Consider the following 23541-nt stretch of genomic DNA (forward strand, 5'->3'; position numbering starts at 1 on the left):
TCCACCGGTCGACTGCCGCAATTCGAACGGATTCGCGTACGACTGCGGCTGTCGGTTCAACGAAGAAGCAACCGGCGGCAAGTCCCCTGCATGACAATGGCTTGCAGCGCCGTGGAAAGTTGTCGATGTCAAATTTTTCATGTAGTTGAACTCTACTATCGAAGCCATACGGCTGCATCGAGGTTTTGAATCGCCAAACACACAAGGGTTAGGGCAGCAAGCTCCGGCTGATCCGCGTGGTCAGACACCCAGTCGCCGACAGATAGTAGCTTGGCTGCATCGTCAGCATGCTCACGGTAGTAAGCCAACTCTGCTTCGTACAGCGTGACAAGCTGTTCCAGTTCTGCTGTAGAAGCTAGTCGCGTACAGTAGTGGCGAAACGCAAGCTGCAGCCGATCGCTGGTGTCAGTAACCTCCAACAATTGGCTGGCCGCGACGCGACACGCTTCAACGAACTGCGGATCGTTTAGCAACACAAGCGCTTGCAAAGGCGTATTGGTTCTGGACCTCTGGACCGTACATACTTCACGCGTCGACGCATCAAACGCCAGCATATTCGGCAGCGGTGCGGTGCGCTTCCAAACAGAATACAACGATCGTCGATAAAGATCCTTACCCACCGATTGGTGGTACGCCGGAGACATCGTATTGGACTCGCGCCACAAATCCCCCCCCGCTTGATAAGGTGACACGGGCGGGCCTCCCAAACGTTCATCTAACAAGCCGCTAACCAATAAAGCGGAATCGCGAATCTGCTCGGCACTCAAACGACGCGCAGGTCCACGAGCCAGCCATTGATTCTCTGGATCAGCTTCGCGTAGCACAGCGTTCGCTTTCGAATCTTGGCGATAAGTGGCGGAAAGTGCGATCTGCTTGCAAGCTCTTTTTATATCCCAACCATGATCAACCAGATCGCGTGCTAACCAATCGAGCAATTCGGGATTAGTCGGCCTGGCCCCTTGTAATCCAAAGTTCTCTGGCGTCATCACCAGAGCGTTACCAAAAAAATTGGCCCACAGTCGATTCACCGCGACACGCGCCGTCAATGGATGATCGGAACGAGTCAGCCAGTGCGCTAGCCCCAGCCGATCGTTGGGCAGTTCACTCGAAAACGCTGGCCCAATGGACGCAAACGTCATTCGGCTCACACGAGTCTGCTCCGAAGTCACCGCATCATACTGACCTCGAGCCAGCACGTGTGTCTGACGTGGCGTCTCCAGCTCCTGCATGATCGGCACCTCATGCATCGCCTCTTCGGCTTCCACCAAAGCTCGGCGCGCGTGCTGCAACTCAGCTTGCAGTTGCTTAACTTCTTCATCACCGATCAACAAACGCTCGCCCAGCGTTGGTTCGACCGCCCCGCCCGTCGCAAGCTGCTCAAGTTCGCAAGGCGCTAACTCGCGCTGGTAAATGCGCAAATCGTCCACCACACCGTCCTTCAACCCTCGCGATCGAAAGCGTTGCCCCAAAGTGAACTTGCCCCCCAAACTGACCGCAACATTAGCCGCCTTTTTTATCTGATCGCGCATCACCTCAGTTTCTACCAGTTTTCCATTCACAAAGATCTTCAAGCCGGATGCAGTGGAACTGCCGTCGTACGTGGCTGCGACCTGCAACCATTCCGCCCCCCCCTGAATTGCGGTGGCAGTTCGAACTCCGATTGCATTCCCAGGCCAAACACGATACATCCGCGATTCTAGATGACCGTCGACCACCGACAGGTCCCAGCCATTAAAACCAGCATCCGTCCCACGACTGTGATGCGCCACGATCAACCGCTCCGTATTACGCTTGGGCAGTTGCACGGTCATGATCACCGAAAACGGAGTCCAGCGGTCAAAGGCCGGAATATCATGGACGACAATGCCCCGTTCGCCATCCAGTTGCAGCGCCTTACGATAAGGCTTGGTGGCATCCAACGGCGGTATAGAACAATCGTGAACCTCGATCAACATCGGATAATCCGAATTGGCCAAGTTGTCTGTCCCCGAATAGAATCGCTTTTCAACGGACGCATCATACGGATCATCAAATCCGTCAGCAAACAGCAGGCCTTCTATTACAGCAGGCTCACTTGCCTGGTTTTTCAGCGAAGCTTTTGGATGGGTGACAGACGATGCCTCAGCCGTAGCTTGTAGTTTTGTATCGATAAGCCCCGCGAGTTGCGATTCCAGCCCGCGGACAACTTGGCTCGCCGCTTCCCAAGCCTGCTGCTGCTCAGACGTCGGCAGCAACAGCGACGGAGCGGGAACTTTAGCCGCTTGATCGTACATCCCATATTCGTCGATCGAATTGAAGAAGGCAGACAAGCCATAGTACTCCTTCATCGAAATCGGATCATATTTATGGTCATGACACCTTGAGCACTCTAGCGTTAAACCTAGCATCGCCGTCCCAAAGGTATGAACGCGATCGGCCACACCTTCAATCCGCCATTCCTCGAAAACGCCGCCACCTTCATTAGTCATGCGGTGCAAGCGATGAAAGGCGGTCGCAAGTTTTTGCTCACGCGATGCATTGGGCAATAAATCACCAGCAAGCTGCCATGTCAGAAACTGGTCATAAGGCAGGTTATCATTCAACGCCTGCACGACCCAATCGCGATACGGCCACTGCATGTTAAGTTGATCGGATTGGTAGCCATAGCTATCCGCATATCGTGCTGCATCTAGCCAAGCGACCGCCATATGTTCGCCGAATCGTGCCGAGCCAAGCAAGCGATCGACGACATTCTCGTAAGCCGAGTTCGATGAATCAGCAAGAAAAGCATCCGATTCTTCGACGGTAGGCGGCAGTCCTGTCAAATCGAATGTAACGCGCCGCAACCATCTCCATTTATCTGCTTCTGGACTGGGGGCAAGTCCGCGTTGCTGCAGTCCTTGCAGTACGAACTGATCAATCGCATTGCGAGGCCAATCGGAAGCGGGCTCTTGCGGCGGCGTGACTTGCTGTGGCAATGCAACGAACGCCCAATGTTGTTCGTAGGCAGCCCCTTCGTTCACCCACCTTATAAGGATATCGCGTTGAGCTGCCGAAAGTTCTAGATTGCTGCTGGGAGGCGGCATTTGCAGATCTGGATCCGCGTGCAAAATGCGTTGGATGATGGCGCTGCTGGCGGCATCTCCTGATACGATGGCAAAACCGTCACCGCTGGGCAAAGCTTTGGTCGCTTCGTCTGCAGAGTCAAGTCGCAAGCCAGACTCGTTCGTGCCTGCGTCGGGACCATGACACAAGAAGCAGCGATCGGACAATATCGGCAACACATCGCGATTGAAGCTAACTGACGTTTGTTCCGCGACTGCATTCGAGCCGCCAAGCAAGATCCAGATTAGGCAGCCGAGGAACATAGCGAGCAATCGCTGGCACAACGCGAGCGGACGGTTCGCACCATTGAGCCTGAGCATGCGACGATTCCAGCGGCTAGAACGAGCAAACAAAGTGGACTTCATAAGCTAAGTCGGGGAGGGGCAAGTGAGGCGGGGCAAGTGAGGCGGGGGCATACACAGGGCAAGACATTCATCGTTGGACATTCGATTAACGCGAATCTCTTGTCGTAATCGACAACATGCCTACCCAGTACATTCTAGCCGCAAACCAGCAACTATGCCACGCAATCCTATTACCAATTTAGGCCTACGCGTTCTTCTTCACCCTGCCATTGAGGCATTGGCATCTTCACAAGTATGGTTATATTGCGAGGCAATCGATGACCTGACTCCGCACTCCTCTTCGTCACGGAACAAGAATGATCAGTAGGATTTCGCGCTTTGGCGCAATAGGAAGCTTCGTTTTCTCCTTGGTTACTGCTTTCTCTCAGTCGTCGGATGGACAGGTTGTCCAATTGCCTTCGATCGGCACCTTTACGTACTCCGGCGCGGCTTTGGTGCCCGACCGAGGTTCCACATCCCTGGGCGGTATCAGTACCAATCAACCGTACGCTAGTCAGTATGGTCGTCCTCGGTCACGCGCTCTGGGGACCAGCGTCTCGCAAGGGAATGTGTCGGTCCACGCACACGTGATTGACCTGGACGACATTGATCGCCAGATTTTGGGACAAGCGCCTGCGAACGCGGTGACCTCTAATACTTCGCGAGTTCCTGCGCGAGTGAACCATCAATCGATGCGATCATTATCAAGTCCCGTGGCCGGGATTTATAGTGCTCCGCTGCCGGACGAAAAGGTAGATCCGCAAGCCAACCGTCGTCGCAAGACTATGCGAGATTTCACTTCGGGCGACTATATGATGCTGCTCAGCCATCCTGGTCTAGTGGATACTGCTCGGAAGTCGAATAGCATTAATGCGAATCAGTGAACGCATGCGCCTGCGGCTGACGGTTAATCGAAAGCGATGCGAGATGATCTGGTGAGTTGGCGTTAATGTGGTGCCCCCTCCCCGGACGCTCGTGGAACTCGCGGCCGACCCTCCCGAATCGGGAGGGTGAAGACGAACGCGTACGCCTGACGGCTGACGGTTAAACGAAGGCGATGCGAGATGATCGGGTGAGTTGGCGTTGGTTATGGTGCCCCCTCCCCGGACGCTCGTGGAACTCGCGGCCAACCCTCCCGAATCGGGAGGGTGAAGACGAACGCATGCGACTGACGGCTGACGGTTAAACGAAAGCGATGCGAGATGATCGGGTGAGTTGGCGTTGGTTATGGTGCTCCCTCCCCGGACGCTCGCGGAACTCGCGGCCGACCCTCCCGAATCGGGAGGGTGAAGACCGACTGGCTAATTCAAATGACGACGACGAAGATTCGTCAGGCCACTCAATAGGTCACTCGCGTTGCCGCTGGCGTCCATTAAACCAGCGCCTGGATAGTTCGGCGTCGTCAACGAATCAGGTTGGTTCCAGAACAATCCATGCACGCTAGGCTTGGCCAACGCCAAGGCGATCGTCTCAAACATCTGAGAACCATACGTTTGCCTCACCAAACCATGCAGCTCATCGGGCCGGGAGGGCGGCGAGGGCAACTTCCAATTCGCGATCGGCGCGTATCGCCCGCCGAGATTTGCGGCGGCTTGCGAAGCGCCCTTAGTAAGCTCGCCGCTAAGCGACAAAATCATCGGTATGCCCAACGTGGACCACAAGTCCAATAGATTCGAGAGGTCAATCGCGTCATGCCAAGGCGTTCCATGCGGCCACACTCCATAGTTTAACTCTAACGCAAATCCGTTGAGCCCCAAGTCAGAACGCATCAACGCATCCGCAAAATGAAGCGGACTGATCGCCGCTTCGTCTTGCCCTAAATACTCGCCAAACGGCATGTCGATGCCAAACACGACTGGCGTCATCGAATCACCCCGACGGACCGCTTCCAAAATACTGACCGACAACACAATCACTTGCTCTTCGGTCAGTCCCAAATCGTTGGAGGCGTTGAAGCCGCTGGCAACGTACCATAAATGCACGCGACCTCGCAGCCGCTTCACAATCTCTTCGGCGTAATCACAAGCGGCTTCCACGATCGCATCGAATCCGTCCGCAACATAAAACCATTCTTGCATCGCATGCGGTTGCAGACTGATCAGCGGACCTGCCATGACACGCATCTGCCGATCGGCCGCCCAACTGCATTGCTCTTCCAAGCGTTCGATATCCAGCTTGCCAGATTTCTGACGGACGTTATGCCAACTGGCATCGATCCACGCCGTGTTCATCATCGGCTCCAGCGAACCGGCTCGCGAGGCCCAGTTGCTGTGGAAGGGCAAACGTGCTCCCATCAGCGATTGCAGTTTGCCTTCTTGACGCAAGCGATTGGCCAACAACTGCCGCGAGTAGGATTGGCACAAGAGACGCGAAGCGGCAAGTTCGTATTCAATGGAATGCTGCGCCGCAATCGACGAACCTAACTGATTTTCGCCATACACGATCGAATCAACAAAGCTGCGTTGAGCTTGATCAATCAATTCGTCGATGCTGGCCGACGGTTGGATTCCCCAACGGACCCATTCGGAATAGCGATTGGCCAACGTGTCAAGCGACCCGCGTGCAAGCTCGCGCTGCAGCAAATAAGGCGATTCCGAGCAACGCAGCGACGCGGTGGAAAGCATCATAGGGCCGCGTGTCAGAGTGGGCCACACAATGCGAGTCTTGCCCGATTCGTCAATCGACCGATGAATCGAGATCACATTGTCGTTGGCGCGAATTTGGCCGGCCCACGGTACCCCTTCAATCCCAATGACATGAGCGGTCGTCGGCAACCGCTCGTCAAATTCAGCTAAACCAGGGACGTAAAACTTGATCGATCCCATTCGCTTAGCAATAACTCGACTTCAACAAAGGTGTAAGGACAAGGTCTTCCGGGCAAGTACAAGGCAAATCAATCGGTCAATTGTAGACGAATTCCAGCTTTCTGCGATGGGCTCGCAAAGTTCTCGCTGCTGGCCGATCTACGTTTTCAACTTTCGATAGCGATATCGTAAGTTCTCTTCGTCGGACAAGCCCAAGCGTTCCTTGCGTTGTTCTTCATAAGTTTGGAAGTTTCCTTCGCACCAGTGGACGTAGCCGTCACCCTCAAACGCCAAAATATGCGTTGCAATGCGGTCCAAGAACCAACGATCGTGGGAAATAACGACGACACAACCGGCAAAGGACAGAATCGCCTCTTCCAACGCTCGCAGAGTGTCGACGTCCAAATCGTTGGTCGGTTCGTCCAACAGCAGGACGTTACAACCTCGTCGCAGCAGTTTTGCCAGATGAACGCGGTTTCGCTCGCCACCGGAAAGATTGCCCACCTTTTTCTCTTGGTCCGGGCCGCGGAAATTGAACTTAGAAACATAAGCTCGCGAATTCATCCGCTTGCCCCCCATCTCCAGCCAATCCAAACCACCGCTAATTTCGTCAAAGACCGAATTGTCCGCTTCCAACGAATCACGGCTTTGGTCGACATACCCAAGCTCGACCGTCTCGCCGATTCGCAATAATCCGCTATCGGGTTTATCCTGGCCGGTGATCATGCGAAACAACGTCGTCTTTCCAGCACCATTGGGACCAATGACTCCGACAATTCCGCCAGCTGGCAATCGGAAGGTCAAATCGTTGATCAACGCTTTGTCGCCAAAGCCCTTGTTGAGGTTGGTCGCTTCCACGACCACTTCGCCCAGATGTTTGCCGGGCGGAATTTGGATTTCCAACTCTTCCGCTCGCTCTTCAAACTGCTGCGATGCCAGTTGTTCGTACGAGTTGATGCGAGCCTTGTTCTTCGCTTGTCGCGCTTTCGGAGACATACGAATCCATTCCAGTTCGCGAGCCAGTGTTTTTTGCCGAGCGACCGACTGCTTTTGTTCGATCGTTTGCCGCTTCTGCTTCTGCTCCAGCCAGCCGCTGTAGTTGCCTTCGAACGGGAACCCTTGCCCGCGGTCCAGTTCCAAGATCCACTGAGCGACATTATCCAAGAAGTAACGATCGTGCGTGACGGCAACGACAGTTCCTGGATAGTGAGCCAAATGTTGCTCCAACCAATGCACCGCGTCCGCGTCCAAGTGGTTGGTCGGTTCGTCCAGCAGTAGCAAGTCGGGCTGTTCAATCAACAGCTTGCACAGCGCCACACGTCGACGTTCACCACCGGACAGTTTACTGACATCAGCGTCGCCGGGCGGCAAGCTCATCACCGTCATCGCCATCTCAACAGCGCGATCCAGTTCCCACAGATCGTTGGTATCGATAATGTCTTGCAGCGTCGCCATCTCGTCACACAGCTTCTGCATTTTGACATCGTCGGTGACTTCGCCCAGCAGCATGGCGATCTCGTTATAGCGATCCAACACCTTGCGTCGTTCGGCAACCGCTTCGGCAACATTCCCCGCGACATCTTTGTCGGGATTAAGCTGCGGTTCTTGCGACAAGTAGCCCGCCTTAAAGCCGTTGGTCAGTCGAGCGACGCCGTCAAAGTTTTTATCTTGACCGGCCATGATGCGCAGCAGCGTACTTTTGCCCGCGCCGTTGTTGCCCAGCACACCAATTTTGGCGCCTGGATAAAACGCCAACCAGATGTTCTTGAGAACTTCTTTTTGACCATGCTTTTTGGTCAAGTCTTCGATTTGATAAATATATTGTCGACTCATATCAGCAGACGATCACTCCCATTCAATCGTAGCAGGTGGTTTCGAACTAATGTCGTAGCAGACGCGGTTTACGCCTTGGACTTCATTGATGATCCGCGTGCTGATTCTCGCAAGCAAGTCATACGGCAAATGCGACCAATCAGCGGTCATGAAGTCATCGGTATTCACGCAACGGACCGCAACCGTATTCTCATAAGTGCGACTGTCACCCATTACGCCGACGCTTTGAACCGGCAGCAAGACCGCGAAGGCTTGTGAGGTTTGTCGATAGAGACCCGCACTCTTGATTTCCGAGACCACGATCTCATCGGCCTCGCGCAGCACTTGCAGCTTCTCCGCCGTGACTTCCCCCAAGCAGCGAACGGCCAGACCGGGGCCTGGGAACGGATGTCGCCAGACCAGTTGGTCCGGTAAGCCCAGTTCCAATCCCAGACGACGAACTTCATCTTTGAACAGATCGCGTAGTGGTTCGACCAGTTCGAAACCAAGCTCTGCGGGTAGGCCGCCCACGTTATGATGCAGCTTGATCGTTGCCGCAGGGCCATCTGCAGCCGCTCCGCTTTCAATCACGTCTGGGTAAAGTGTGCCTTGCGCGAGGTACTTGGCACCATGAATTTTCTTGGCTTCTTCTTTGAAGCATTCGATAAAGGCGTGGCCAATGCGTCTGCGTTTCTCTTGCGGGTCTTCAACGCCTTTGAGCACACTTAGGAATCGGTCACCCGCATGAACGACATGCAAGTCCGCTTTGAAATGGTTCGTGAATTCGCTGATCACCGTCGCTTGTTCGTCTTTGCGTAACAATCCATTGTCGATAAGAATGCAAGATAACTGTGACCCAATAGCTTTGGTCAACAGTGCCGCGGTAACGCTGCTGTCGACGCCACCGGAAAGGCCGCAGATGACGCGGTCATCGCCGATTCGTTCACGCATGGCCGCAATCGTCTGGCTAGCGAAATCACCCAAGTGCCAGTGGCCTTCGCAGCGAGCGATGTTGTACAAAAAGTTGTGCAGCAGCGTGCTGCCCAGCGAGGTATGGGTCACTTCTGGATGGAACTGCAACGCGTAGATCGGCAGTTTGCGATGACGTACCGCGGCCACTGGGCAAGTGGCCGTGTGAGCAAGCGGTTCGAATTCATCGGAGATCTGTTGGACTTGGTCCCCGTGGCTCATCCAGACATCAATCTCGTTGGGGAAGCCGGTGAAGAGGCCATCCATATTGTCGATATGGAGCCGGGAACGCCCGTACTCGCGAGCTTCCGCATGTTCGACTTTGCCGCCCAGCGTTTCGGAGATCAGTTGCATCCCGTAGCAAATCCCGAGGATGGGGATGCCCAATTCAAACAGTCGCGGATCGCATTTGGGGGCGTTTTTTTCGTAAACGCTGGAAGGTCCGCCGCTGAGGATAATCGCAGAAGGCTTTCGCTGCAGGATTCGGTCGGCCGAGATGTCGTGGCGAACAATTTCGCAGTAAACGTTTTGTTCGCGGACGCGTCGAGCGATCAATTGGGCGTATTGCGATCCGAAATCGAGTACGATGACCGACTCGTTGGAAAGGTTGCTACCCACGCGTGTCGAATCGGGTTTTGGGATAGATTGTGGGGTATTCAAGGCGTTGCAGCTCGGTTTGGCGTCCAAATTCGTCGCCGCAGGCCGCGCCGACAAAATGCAAACGGCAGAGTATAAGAGACAGGGGCGAAGTGAACTAGGGCTTTTGTTTTTGGCCGATAAAGTCCCGTCAATCGTTGAAGCTTGCCAGTACCGGCGTACGAGTCTGCTTCACCCTCCCGCTGCGGGAGGGTCGGCCGCGAGTTCCACGAGCGACCGGGGAGGGAGGCCATTTGCACGCTCGATTGGCTTTCGCTTCCGACCGGGGCGAGCCCGGCGGAAACACGAAGTGCACTCGTAGGCCGGTAACCAGTAAAGCCACACGGTCGCCGGAACTTCGGTCGCTTTATTCCCGCCAACGTGACGAACTCCGTCCAGACCATTTTGACAGGCTTTACGCAGTTCCGGCAAGAACGATCGCGGCCTCGTTGCCGGCCTACGGGGACTACGAACAATAGGCACGACCGGCTAAAGCGGGACTACGAACGAGGCATACGCGATAAGAGCGATTTTTGAAAACTCGTCGCGACGATACAATATCAACCTATGAACGAATCGCAAACCACTGAAATCGATCCGAAAACGATGGCCCAGCCGGCTGCAACCCCTCCCACAGAACACTTCGATACGATCATTATCGGTGCTGGAATGTCGGGATTGGCCGCTGGTATTCGGCTGGCTTACTACGACCAGCGCGTTTGTATCCTCGAGCGGCATTGGACCATCGGCGGGCTGAATTCGTTCTACCGCATGAACGGCCGAAACTACGATGTCGGCCTGCACGCGCTGACCAACTACACCACCAAAGGGACCAAGAAAGGCCCACTCGCTCGGTTGCTCAAGCAACTGCGATTGCGCCATGAGGATTTCCAATTAGCCCCGCAATCGGGTTCGGCGGTGCGTTTCCCCGGCGTGCAACTGCGGTTCAACAATGACATCGAACTGCTGCGCAGCGAAATCGCCGCTCGCTTTCCGTCGCAGATCGATCGCTTTGAAACCCTGCTCGGTCGCTTGATTGAATATGATGATCTGAAACAAGAGGACTTCGAAATCTCGACCCGCGAGGTATTGTCCGAAATCTTTACCGAGCCTCTTTTGATCGAGATGCTGCTCTGTCCGCTCATGTGGTACGGCAACGCCCGCGAAGATGATATGGACTTTGGTCAATTCTGTATCATGTTTCGCAGCATCTTTTTGGAAGGGTTTGCCAGGCCCATCGGCGGCGTGCGTTTAATCTTAAAGCACTTGGTGCGACGCTTCCGGTCGCTGGGCGGTACGCTAAAGTTGCGAAGCGGTGTGGCTCGCATCGCGGTGGAAGATTCTCGAGCGGTGGCGGTCGAGCTAGAAAATGGGCAAGTACTGACCGCTAAAAATATTCTGTCCAGCGCCGGTGCAGTCGAGACGCTGCGACTGTGCGATGATTCTAGCGAACTGACCAATGTCCAAGCGGGCGAGATGTCGTTCATCGAATCGATTTCCGTCGTGGACCGTCAACCCAAAGATTTTGGCTTTGATGAAACGATCGTCTTCTTCAACGATTCGCCAAAGTTTGATTGGCGTAAGCCGCAGCACCAACTGTGCGATGTGCGAACCGGCGTGATCTGCTCGCCGAATAACTATGAGTACCAGGACGAGAAGTCGCGGGAATCGGAAGGCTTCATTCGTTTGACCACAATCGCCAATCACAAATTGTGGGAGCAATTATCGCCGGAGGACTACGCTCGCGCAAAATTGCGATGGTATGATGAAAGCGTTGCGTCGGCGGTAGCGTTCATGCCCGACTTTCGCCGGTACGTAATCGACACGGACGTTTTCACTCCGAAGACCATTCGCCGGTTTACTTCGCATGACAATGGCGCTGTATACGGCGCTCCGCGCAAGCAATTTGACGGCACAACGCACTTAAAGAACCTGTTCTTGTGTGGCACCGACCAGGGCTTCGTCGGGATCATCGGGGCCATCGTCAGCGGCATCTCGATGGCCAACATGCACTGCTTGCGAAGCGATTTGTAGCGGTTGCCAATCAATCCCACCCATCGCATCCAAAGAATCGCAGACCAAGGAATCCTCATGCTACGCGCGGCTCAACTTGTTTCCATCGCTGCGGTCTCGTTCAGTTTGACCCTTGCGGGTTGCAATCCATCTCCGCAAGCCACCAAATCCCCAGCCGACGGCTCTGCCATTGCACCTGCCAACCAAACGGCCAGTGATACACCCAAAGTAAAACGCAAAGCGAACGCGAAATGGGCTGAACAGCTTTTCCAGCAACAGCAATACGCCAAAGCGATCGAGGAATGCACGGCCGTGCTGCTGTCCGATCCGACCCATGCTCATGCTCTTTTTGTTTTAGGGCAATCGCTGTACGCAATCAACGACACAGCCGCTGCGATCGAGACGCTGCGATCGATCCCAACCAATGACCTGTTGTACGGAGCTGCCGCTCAAGGGTTATTGGTCGATATGTTAATCAACGATGGACAATGGGACGCCGCCGAGCATACCTTACGAGGTCTGCTGGACAAATCGCCCTCCGACGCCAAATCACAGCGGCAGTTCGTGACCTTAATGAACTTGGCTGGCCGGCGATACGAAGCCAACCGGATGATCGAATCGTTGTTGGTGGATGGTCAAGTGGACCGCAATTTGTTGCTTCTGCTGTTGGACCCAGCAGAACCGCTCGACTCACGCATCCCAGCGAGCGAAGTCCTCAAGCAATACCCCAACGACACATTAGCGCAATCGGCATTGGCGAATTATGCGATGTTCTTGCAAGACTATGACGACGCAGTTGGCCGCTTCGGGGCAATTGTGGCCAGCGGTAAAGCGATACCCAGCGCCTTTGCTAATCTTGCTTTGGTGTACGCTCGGACTGAGCGATGGAATGAGTTGACGCAGATCGTTGCAAAAGCTCCGGCAGAGGCACGGGCGTTTCCAAACTTTTGGATCGCGATCGGTCTGCTGTACGAGTCACAGGAGAAGCAGGCAGAAGCGATCACGGCCTATGTACAAGCGGTTGATATCTTTTCCGCGGAAGCCGAGGCGCTGCGTGGGCTTTCACGAAGCTTGCTGATCGAAGGTGATCAAGCCGCAGCGGACCAGACCGCCCAACGACTTGCAAAATCGGCCTTGATTCGAGAGCGATTGAAGCTGCTCTCTCGCGATCTGGATGACCAGCAGACTATGTTGCTGCTCAGTGAAGATTTGCAGTTCTTGGAGCGTCATCATGAATCGCTCGCTTGGTTAGCCCTGGCGTTGCAGGGACAAACTCCGTCCGCTCAGCAAGTTGCACGAGCCAACGCATTACAAACGATCGTGGCCAATTCCACGGTCGACCTCGGTCGCTTATGGCCGTCGCTGCAGCCATGGCAAACGCGGCAACTCAATCTCGAAGAGCTTGTCGGCACGTCGACGCAAAACAGCACGCTGGCAGCCGCTGTCGGTGGCCCTAGCTCGATTCGCTTTCGTGAGATCAGCCAAGAAGTCGGAGCGACCTTTCGATACGACATGGGGCCCACTCGAGACGGCGGCTATAACCTTTATCAGACCAACGGCAGCGGCGTGGGCGTTTTGGATTACGACTTGGATGGTTGGCCTGATTTGTATTTACCTCAAGCGGCCGGTAAGCCGCTGGAACCCTCGGCGGCGCGCATCAACGCCATGTATCGCAACATCGATGGCCAGCAAGCGTTGGATGTCCACGCATCAGCGCGATTGCAGAATCCGGATTGGGGACAAGGAGTTGCGGTGGGCGATTTCGATGGCGATGGCTTCCCCGATCTGTTCGTAGCCTGTCTGGGCGAAAGCGTGCTGTGGCATAACTTAGGCGACGGTACGTTTGAAAAGATGACGCTGCCCATGACCACCTTTGAACGCGAATCGATGACGATCTCGGCCGCTATTGCGGACATCAACGGCGATGGTTTACCTGACTTGATCGAAGCGAACTATGCGGATTCGAGAACCGTGATCAACACGTTGTGTCCGGGGGCCGACGGCAAAGCGAAAACATGTTCGCCGACCGAGTTCGCTTCGGCCAGCGACCGCATCTATGTCAATCAAGGCGACGGTTCTTTTCGCTTCGTCAACGACTTATGGAACTTGCCGATCGATGGCGGGCGTGGGTTGGGCATCGTCGTAGGTAACTTTGATAAGCAGTATGGGAACGACGTCTATATCGCCAACGATATGAATGCGAACCACTATTTGGTCAGCGTGCCCGCCAGCGATAGTGCCCAAGCGCCGTACCAATTGCGTGAGGAAGGTTCGGTGCGCGGGTTGTCCGTCGATGGACAAGGGCGCGCTCAGGCGTCCATGGGAATTGCCACGGGGGATCTTAACCGCGATGGCTTGATGGATTTTTTCGTGACCAACTTCTACGATGAATTCAACGTCGTCTATACCGGTCGCCGCGGCGGATTGTTTCTCGATTCAACCGCTAAGTTCGCGATGGCCAATGCGAACAAGCAGACGTTGGGCTTTGGAACGCAAGCGGTCGATTTTGACCGCGATGGGTATTTGGATTTGGCGATCGTCAATGGGCATGTCGACGATTTTCGAGAAGAAGGCAAACCATTTGCGATGAAGCCAGAACTGTATCGTGGAACGCCTCAAGGATTTGTGCTTGTCCCCAATGCGGAGGTTGGCCAGTATTTCGAAGCTCCCACTTTGGGGCGCGTGCTGGCCACGGTCGATTGGAATCGCGACCTGCATATGGACATGGTGGCAACTCATTTGGACCGCGAGATGGCGCTCTTGAGAAACGAAACGCAGACCTCCAACCATGGCATCCAGTTCGAGTTGGTGGGGACGGTCAGCGATCGCGATGCGACAGGAGCTTACGTGGAACTGCTAGCGGGAGAGCAACGATGGACCGCTTCGGTGGTGAAGGGCAGTGGTTTCGAATGTTCGAACGAAGCGGTGCTGGATTTGGGGGTCGGGGAACTGACGAAGATCCCCCAAGTCACAATCACATGGCCTAGTGGTACAATGCAGACTTTGCGAGATCTTGCAGTGGACCAACGTTATCTGGTGGTTGAAGGTCAGTCGCAAGCGTTCCCACGTTATTGAAATTGCCATGGAGCAAGTTCAAGTGAACGCACCAAACCTATTGCCAATACTGGGCACAAAACCAAGTTTTACCCGCTCTCACGCCTACGCCTAGTGTTTTGTCAACATTTAGTTTTAGGGTACGACGGACTTCCCGTCCGTCGGCAAAGGGCGACAGCGTATAGAGATATGGGCACTTCACGACAGAACTTTCCTTTGCAGCATGGGCTCGCTCAGCCGGATCTAATGTTCCCGTTTAGCGGCCCCTTGCTGGCTCGCCCAGCAAGAGCCAGAGTTTTGTGGTTAGCAAAGCGACACCTCCCGCCTTTCCCCGGTTGGCTTGCCAACCGGAAGAGAAGTTGGCTAACTTCAAAACTGACGCTCATGTCGGCAAGCCGACATGGGGCGAAGGGTTGCATTTTTAAGCTTGGCTGCTGGATGCCGATGGCAACGGGAAGATTGATTCGGAGACAGCTTGGGTTTACAGCAGGTGCATGAGAGGGAGCGTAGCGACACGGCGGTCATGGATGCTGACACCATGGCGAGGTATACTTGGACGGTAAGGAGCCAGAGATGCCTAGAAAAGTAAGAGAGCTGATTGCCGACCTAGAAAATGCTGGGTTTAAGAACCGAGGCGGAAAGGGAAGTCATTGAAACTTTGCACATCCTAAGGTGAAGGACATCGTAACGATTTTGGGGAAACTCGGCGATGATGCAAAAAGTTACCAAGAGAGAATCGTAAAATACGCAATCGAGGAGAGCAAAAAATGAGTGATGCTGACCGCTATGCAAAAATTGTTTATTGGTCGGAGGAGGATCAGTGTTTCATTGGGTGTTGCCCTAAACTAGTCTTAGGTGGTTGCCACGGTGATGATCCCAAGGCAGTATTCGCTGAGTTATGCGAGATCGTTAGTGAGGCTGTAGAGCTTTACGCGAAGGATGGCCGCACTTTACCGCCACCTGATACAAGCGATGAATGGCCTTTCCAAAGACAATCAGTTTAGCACACCAATCCTGTTGCGACGCGTTGGGGCAAGCCCAACGGTCGCTCAGTTCTCGCGGTCTCAGAATAATGTGCCTTGGTCTTCTGTCTTTCAAATGCTCCCGGCTTGTCCGGGAGATACTTTCACTTCTCGCTACACGGGTCGGCCCCCTGAATCCTAAAGCTAATGCTCCCGGCTTGTCCGGGAGATGTTTCCGTTTCTTGCTAAAGAGCGATGTTGACTAGCGAGGAACCGAACAATCCACCGGACGAGCCGGTGGGATTCCCGTTGTAGCGGGCTCTTTGGTGTAGCGAGAAACCCAATGATCCACTGGACAAGCCAGTGGGATTTGGATCGCGCTGCGGTGCAAGCATCGACGTCCATCTGGGCCTTGTGTCCAGGCTTCGCAATAGTGCCGTCGGATATTTTGAGCTAGACGCGACGGGCTGGCAAAATTTACTTATAACGTCGCAAACCGTGACTGAACCGGCCACGGCAGTAATTGTGCCTAGCCTTCGGCTCGAAAGCCCAAGATCGCTGCTTCTGGTACAATTTCCACTTTAAGAGATCTTGCTGCTGACCCATGTTCTCGAGGCGCTGCCATGTCCCGGCTATCTGCTTATAAAATCAAAAGCTTGCCACGTTTGACCGATCGGTTTCTCGCACGGGCCAATCGCTTTTGGGCATTTGCCGCTACGCTCATCGCAACCAGCGGACTGCAGGCAGAAGAATTGGAATTCAAAGTCCACGCAGTCAATCCAAACAGCGAGTATGTTGCTGCAGCGGCTGTCGATGTCAACCGAGACGGGCTGCTGGATATTGTGTGCGGTTCCCATTGGTATGCTGCTCCCGATTGGCAGCCGCACTTCCTGCGAGATGTTGCGGTCATTGGGAATCGCCCCGACAGTTATGCCCATCTACCGCTGGACCTCAATCGCGATGGTCGACTGGATTTGTTGATTGTGAACTGGCGGAGCCGCAGCTTGCAATGGGCGCAACAACCTGCGTCAAACCTTGAACCTTGGCCGCTGCATGTGATTGAGACACCCGGAAGCATGGAAACTGGTCGGCTGTATGATATCGACAGTGATGGGCAGCTAGATCTGTTGCCCAATGGCAGCAAGTTCGCTGCTTGGTGGGCAATAGATCTGCCAGAACACAACGCTGCACCCAGTGCTAACCAGGGCCCTCGATTCAGCCGCATTGACTTGCCACCTGAAATGGCGGGGCACGGAATCGGTTGTGGAGACATCGATGGCGATGGTCGGCCTGACATCGTCGGCCAATTCGGTTGGGCTCAAGCACCTCAGCAACCGCGTCAGCAGCGATGGTTGATGCATCGCGATTTTGACCTGGGCCGCGCTAGCGTGCCGATCCTGGTCGTCGACGTCGATGGTGACGGTGACAACGATCTTGTGTGGTGTATGGGACATGACTACGGATGTTACTGGTTGGAGCATCAGCGGCAAGGTGATCAAATAGAGTGGGTGCGTCACACCATCGATGTAAACTTTTCCGGCGGCCATTCACCCTTGTGGGTCGACTTGGACAACGATGGTCGCAACGAATTGGTCGTGGGCAAACGTTACTTGCCTCATGAAGGAGCCGATCCTGGCGAATTCGATCCCTTGGTCGGCTATCGCTATCAGTTTGACCCGACGACAAGAGCTTGGCAGCGTTGGCCGATCACGCAAGGCGAGCCGGTCGGATATGGCTTGGACCCGAAGGCGGTCGACTTGGATGGCGATGGCGATTTAGATCTATTGTGTGGAGGCCGCCATGGTTTGTTTTGGCTCGAGAACTTAGGACCGCCAGCAGGTAGTGCGGGACCAGCGGTCGGGCCGCTGGCTACGCAGCTTGAACCGACGCTCGATCGGGCGTTCGTGCGCGGCGAAAGTCCTGGCCGCATTGCACCCGCTTTTGAACAAAAGCATCTGGCGAAGTTTACCGCAGCAGACCAACGCTATGGCGTCGTTCGCAGGATTGAGCACGCGATGGATGACTTTAATCATCCGCGGCATCGCGTGCCGCTAGATATGCAAGTCGCCGAGGAATCGAGCTCACACTTTCAAGTGCAATTTACGGCTAAACCTGATCGAATTGCAACGGCAGAGATTCATACGCCGCTTGGTTTGGCGCAGCGAACTGCGACTGCCTTAGACTCACCGCCTATGACGGAAGATCAGCCCGATGCAAGCAGGCCTGCAGTGGTGATTGTTCATGACGCGCAGGAACGTGAAGCGGTACATGCGATCGTGCAACGCGGACTGAGCCAAGGGGCTGTGGTGCTGCGAATCGAGTTGGACGTAAAGGCAGATTGGGCCAAAGCTGAATTGCAGGATCATGTATGGAACGCTATCCGGTGCATCGATGTTTTAGAAGCTTGGCCGCAAGTGGATCGAGGCGCGGTGGAGATGCATGGCCAAGGTACATTCGGCTCGCAAGTCGCATTGTTGGCAGCGGCTGTGGATCCGCGGGCGCGTCGCTTGACACTTGATAGCGTCCCCTTGTCGATCGAAAATCTTGGTATGCTAGTGCCCGACGTAGCGGCGGCGATCGCGCCGCGACCACTTAAAGTACTGCAAGCGGACGCTGGTTCGGATTGGACGCGGTTGCAAGTGGTGTACGATTCGATCGATCAGGCGGAACAGTTACAAGTTTCGTACGTTGGCGATTGATCCAGCGTGGGCTTGTTGCAAACGGGGCGGCAGCAGAGGCGGAAATGATTGACTGGTATCCGGTCGTGATTCTTGTAGTGGGAATCACGGTCGTCATCGGCTTGATATTGTTTATGCGGATCAACGCGTTCTTTGCGTTGATTTCCGGCGCGATGCTGGTCAGTTTGATGGCAGAAGGTGCCGCAGCCGATAAAATTTCACGTGTCGCTAAAGCGTTCGGCGATTCGGCAGCAGGGGTGGGGATCGTGATCGCGCTGGCCGCCGTGATTGGCAAATGCTTAATGGAAAGCGGAGCGGCTGACCGCATTGTACGATCGTTCACAAGGTTGCTTGGAGAGCAGCGAGCGCCGCTGGCTTTAATGGGCAGCGGATTTGTGTTGTCGGTCCCGGTCTTTTTCGACACCGTGTTTTATCTGTTGGTACCGCTGGCCAGATCGCTGTGGCAAAGCAAACGCAAGAACTATGTCCTGTACACCACCGCCATCGTGGCTGGTGGAGCAGTGACGCATACGATGGTTCCACCGACGCCGGGGCCGCTGGCGATTGCCGCGAACTTGAATATCGATTTAGGTTTCATGATTGTTGTTGGCAGTGCGATTGGGATCTGCATGTCGATCGTTGGGCTGGCGTTCTGCTGGTTCTTGAATCGATGGTTAGACATCCCGATGCGGCCTTATGTGGGTGAACTGGAAACGGTGCCGTTTCGCGACGAAGACTTGCCGCCGCTGCTCAGTGCCCTTTTGCCCGTCGTACTACCTGTGATATTGATCGCCATGAATACCGCTGCGATGGCGTTTTCGAAAAGCGATCCAGTGGCTTGGGAGAATACCTTGGCGGTGACAGGGATACTAGGAAATCCAAACTTAGCGCTGCTTATATCTGCGGCAATTTCAATCTATCTTGTGATTCGCTATCGCGGTCGGTCTTTATCGGCAATGGGAGAATCGATTGAGCAATCGTTGATGAGTGGTGGGGTGGTGATCTTGATTACCGCGGCTGGCGGCGCATTTGGCAAGATGTTGGCGGCTGGCGGTATTGACCGTACGATTCAAGGGCTATTGGGGGATTCCGATACAGCGTCTGGTTTTACGGTACTGACGGCAGCTTTTCTGGTTGCGGTCCTGTTGAAGTTCGCGCAAGGTTCTGGGACCGTTTCGATGTTGACGACATCCGCGATGTTTGGTGCGATGGGTTTCACTTCGCAGCAGCTTGGGTTCAACATGATCTATCTGGCAACCGCGATCGGCAGTGGTTCGTTGATAGGAGATTGGATGAACAATAGTGGGTTTTGGGTATTTGCGAAGATGAGCGTATTAACGACCGGCGAGACATTGAAGACGTGGAGCTTCTTGACGGCCGTGATGGGTCTGACTGGCTTTTTGGTAACGCTGCTGGCGGCGTATTTTATCCCCGGTATCGATTAGTGGGAGATGTAAGAAGGCTTTCGTTTAACCGCGTTGGGCATCGCCCCGCGTTTGTGATGGCGATGATGACGACGCGGCCCGATGGGCACGCGGTTAAACGAAGGCGGTGCGAGATCATCGGGTGAGTTGGCGTCGGTTATGGTGCTCCCTCCCCGGACGCTCGCGGAACTCGCGGCCGACCCTCCCAGAATGGGAGGGTGGAGAACACGTACGCCTCAAGTTGGGTTAGTTCTCCAAAAAACCTTGCTGCGGGAGTGAAGACGCCGTTAAAAACTGCTACAATGGATTGCATGGCTGGCGTTGTTGTGTGTTTGGCTAACCGAACAACGTCGCGTACGCCCAGCGGCTGACGGTTAAACCAACACCGCTTGCCCACCCCACCCCCCACCAATCCTACCTTCCACCCCACAATCCCATGGTCAAATCAGGAATGCGGCTGATTGCCTTGAGCGCCCTTGCGCTGTGGTGGCACTCCCCATGCCACTTCGCTCAAGCGGAAGAGGTCTTTCATGTCCCCGCGGCAATGCAACAGCTCGTCAGCAAATACTGCTTAGACTGCCACCAGGGGGCAGATGCGGAAGCTCGGCTGGACCTGCAACAGCTCTCCAGCGATTCGATGGATCGCCACCTGCCTCTATGGCGCAACATTACGCGAGTGCTCGGCGATCGATCCATGCCGCCAATAGATGCCGATCAACCTAGCGACGCTATGCGAGCTTCGGTCGTGGATCAACTGCAAACGGCGATGCAATCGACGATGCGTCATTTCGCACACGATCCAGGTCCAGCCCTGATCCGTCGGTTGACTAATGCAGAGTACGAATACTGCATCGAGGATCTCACCGGCGTGCAGTTCGACGTGCAAGCGAAATTGGTCAGCGATGGCGTTGGCGGTTCAGGCTTCACCAATTCCGCGACTTCCCTGTTCATGCAAGACGTGACGTTGGAACGATACTTGGAAACGGCCAAACATGTTGCCGACCACGCCATGATCGGGGCAGGCTCGCTGTACTTTTTCGATGACCCAGGCCAGACTGGGCTCGAAATCTCCGCGGCCAAACGTATCCAGAAGATCTACCGCCAGTTCGGCTTTCGAGCGGCGGCCGGCGAAGGTGGCGAGCCCTATGGCATGCATCGCTTTACCGACGCATTTGTCGTCGCATGGAAGTATCGTTATCGAGACCAACTGGGACTTCCTGACACTTCGCTGGCAGAACTAGCCAAGCAAGCGAACCTCGAACCGAGATTCGCACAGCACATTGTCAACGTTTTGAACTCAAGTTCGCCCAAGTTTCCGCTCAACACGCTGGTCGATCGCTGGCACCAATTTCCACCGCCGCAGTCTGCAGGGGAAGATATTGCTGGTCGCATTGAAAAAGAGGCTAGCGAGTTGTTTGCATTGATGCAAAGCTGGCAGAAACGTTTCGCCGCGTCGGCGTCTGCGGAAGAAGAAGCCGCGCTGCTGACCGGTGGCCAGATCAAGTTGCCTTCGGAAGCGAGCTTCATTGCGAGAGCTTCGCTGCGCATTCGACGCAATGCGGACAACACAACCTTTACGCCCGATCTGAACAATGCGACTTTGTTTGATCCTAACGACCGGTTCTTGAAGTTTCGGTTTACGGTTGAACCTGCTAGTCCAGAGATTGGCAATTCGGCTGCAGTCATCTTTCACCAGCCAAAATTTCGAGTGCGCGTGGTCGGGAATTTGGGCGCTGTCCAGCCCGATCCGGTTCCGCTGCGGACAGTGCTGAGCGACGATCAAGCGGCACTGCTAAGCTTTGGGAGCAATCCAGATGGCGATTCGATTGCAGCCGACGATTTCGTGTTGCACGCAGGGCAAACGAAGGAAATTGCGATCGAGATTCCTGAAGGCAGTCGATTTGGCGAACTGATCGTGCAAACACGCTTGGACAGTGTATTGGGAGTGGATGCGGTGACACGCTGTATCATCGAAGATATCTCCAGTCAACGCGGTCGGCAGTACTCATCGTTATTGCGAGATGCCGATAGCAAATTAGTTGACCAATGGATTGGCGGCATCGAGCAATTCGCGTCTGCCTTGCCGCAGATTTCACATCGCGAACCAACGCCCAGCGACCGCGATCCAATCCCAGAACCGTACGACAACACCTACAACGTTCCCGAACGGAACTATTTTCATACGGCGATCAAGTACGCGAGGGAGGATGACTTTCTATACAAGTACATGCTGCCAGACACTCAGCGTCGGCTACTGGATGGAGCTTGGACCGATCTATTGACGTCGTTCGATTATCATCAAGTCAATCTCAACTTTGTGCTGCAGAAGTATCAAATCAGTTTGCCGGATGGGATGAACATCGACAATATTGAAAAGAGCTGGATCAAGACTTTGCCCGATACGGTGCAACGATTTGTTCTGGCTTATCAAGACGAGTTCCATGAGATGGCATTTGATCGCCAACAAGCAGAAGTGGGGCAACTAGATGATGTGGTGCGATTGGCAGATTATGCGTGGCGACGCGAGTTACATTCCGACGAGCGCGTCGGACTTGTTGAATTCTACGATGCTTGTCGTAGCGAACATTCAATGACTCATCCCGCGGCGATTCGAGCGACGCTGGTACGTGTGCTGACAAGTCCTGACTTTTTGTATCGAATTGAAAATTCTGCGACCGGTGGCGAGGTCGCTGAACTGACCGATCAAGAGTTGGCCAACCGCTTATCCTTCTCGCTTTGGTCGTCATTGCCGGACGACACCTTGTTGCGCAGCGTACTGGCAGAGAAACTAACGGATGATCAAGAGCTTGAATCGCAAGTGCGACGGATGTTGGCTTCGGACAAAGCAAGGCGGTTTGCGACCGAGTTCTTTGGTCAATGGTTTGGCTTTTATCAGTTCGATTCATTCCGAGGAGTCGATCCGAACAAGTTTCCTGAGTTCAATGAACGGCTTAAGCGGTCGCTGTACGACGAGTCGATCTCATTCTTCGAATATCTGGTCCGGAAAGACCGCCCCTACACGGAAATACTGGATGCCGACTACAGTTTCGTCGACGCCAACACGGCCGCTCATTATGGACTTACGTGGAATGCGGCCGACGGTCATGCAATGCGGCGCGTGGTTGCCGACGCTCAATCAACACGGGGGGGGCTGTTGAGTTTGGGGGCCGTATTGACGACGACTTCGGCTCCTCTGCGAACCAGTCCGGTCAAACGTGGAGACTGGATTTTACGCCGAGTGCTTGGAACACCAGTGCCTCCGCCGCCAGCCGATGCGGGTTCAATTCCTGCTGACGATGTGCTGACCGATGGGCTAACGGTACCCGAGCGGCTGGCGCTTCATCGGACTCGCGAGGAATGCAATAGTTGCCATGTGCGGATCGATCCGCTGGGTTTTGCACTTGAAAACTTCGATACGCTTGGCCGATGGCGGCAAACGTATGCCGATGGCCGCGAGATTATTGCGTCGGGGACGGCTGTTGACGGTGCGGAGATCGACGGGCTGAGCGGACTAAAAAAGTACCTCGTGTTGCAAGAGGCAAGCTTTCGTCGAACATTCGCCGCACGTTTGGTCGCATACATGATGGGCCGCGCCGAGACCATTTACGATGCGGCGTTGATCGAACAAGTGGCTGAGAACTTGAAAGAGGACTCGCGGATATCGACAGCCGTGATGACCGTCGTACGCAGCCCTCAGTTTCGGAAGATACGCGGAACCGCCGACGCGGCCACCATTGCACTTCAAACTCAAGGAGACTAAC

Annotated in this window: 11 protein-coding genes; 7 read left to right on the forward strand and 4 right to left on the reverse strand. The window is 54.7% G+C overall.

Going from position 1 to position 23541, the window contains the following annotated elements; genetic code table 11:
* Positions 1–155: 155 nt before the first annotated feature.
* Positions 156–3449 carry a DUF1553 domain-containing protein gene (locus SH302x_RS16700; RefSeq protein ID WP_479363536.1) on the reverse strand — a complete coding sequence of 1098 codons (3294 nt, stop codon included), beginning with the start codon at positions 3447–3449 and terminating at the stop codon, positions 156–158.
* Positions 3450–3745: 296 nt separating this feature from the next.
* Here SH302x_RS16700 and SH302x_RS16705 point away from each other — a divergent pair, with 296 nt between their 5' ends.
* Complete coding sequence (locus SH302x_RS16705) at positions 3746–4312, forward strand: hypothetical protein (protein WP_479363537.1); 567 nt, start codon at positions 3746–3748, stop codon at positions 4310–4312.
* Between the two features lie 417 nt (positions 4313–4729).
* On the opposite strand, the gene SH302x_RS16710 is transcribed toward SH302x_RS16705, so the two are convergent.
* From SH302x_RS16710 to guaA, 3 genes are all read right to left on the reverse strand, one after another.
* Complete coding sequence (locus tag SH302x_RS16710; RefSeq protein WP_479363538.1) at positions 4730–6253, reverse strand: hypothetical protein; 1524 nt, start codon at positions 6251–6253, stop codon at positions 4730–4732.
* Between the two features lie 138 nt (positions 6254–6391).
* The gene (gene ettA / locus SH302x_RS16715) at positions 6392–8065 is read right to left on the reverse strand and encodes an energy-dependent translational throttle protein EttA (protein ID WP_479363539.1); all 1674 of its coding nucleotides are present in this window, start codon (positions 8063–8065) and stop codon (positions 6392–6394) included.
* Positions 8066–8077: 12 nt separating this feature from the next.
* Positions 8078–9673 carry a glutamine-hydrolyzing GMP synthase gene (gene guaA, locus SH302x_RS16720; RefSeq protein WP_479363540.1) on the reverse strand — a complete coding sequence of 532 codons (1596 nt, stop codon included), beginning with the start codon at positions 9671–9673 and terminating at the stop codon, positions 8078–8080.
* Between the two features lie 582 nt (positions 9674–10255).
* On the opposite strand from guaA, the gene SH302x_RS16725 reads away from it, so the two are divergent.
* From SH302x_RS16725 to SH302x_RS16750, 6 genes are all read left to right on the forward strand, one after another.
* Entirely contained in the window at positions 10256–11683 is a 1428-nt protein-coding gene (locus tag SH302x_RS16725) for a phytoene desaturase family protein (protein WP_479369277.1), read from the forward strand.
* Between the two features lie 57 nt (positions 11684–11740).
* Positions 11741–14737, forward strand: a complete 2997-nt coding sequence (locus tag SH302x_RS16730) for a CRTAC1 family protein (RefSeq protein ID WP_479363541.1) — start codon at positions 11741–11743, stop codon at positions 14735–14737.
* Positions 14738–15483: 746 nt separating this feature from the next.
* Positions 15484–15720: a hypothetical protein gene (locus SH302x_RS16735; RefSeq protein WP_479363542.1), complete on the forward strand. Its 237-nt coding sequence runs from the start codon at positions 15484–15486 to the stop codon at positions 15718–15720.
* Positions 15721–16301: 581 nt separating this feature from the next.
* Positions 16302–18377 (forward strand): FG-GAP repeat domain-containing protein, encoded by a 2076-nt coding sequence (locus tag SH302x_RS16740; protein WP_479363543.1) that lies wholly within the window; start codon positions 16302–16304, stop codon positions 18375–18377.
* Positions 18378–18421: 44 nt separating this feature from the next.
* Positions 18422–19801 (forward strand): GntP family permease, encoded by a 1380-nt coding sequence (locus tag SH302x_RS16745; RefSeq protein ID WP_479363544.1) that lies wholly within the window; start codon positions 18422–18424, stop codon positions 19799–19801.
* 415 nt (positions 19802–20216) lie between these two features.
* Positions 20217–23540 (forward strand): DUF1592 domain-containing protein, encoded by a 3324-nt coding sequence (locus SH302x_RS16750; protein ID WP_479363545.1) that lies wholly within the window; start codon positions 20217–20219, stop codon positions 23538–23540.
* The last annotated feature ends 1 nt before the right edge of the window (position 23541 follow it).

Source organism: Njordella calcicola, from assembly GCF_056494125.1.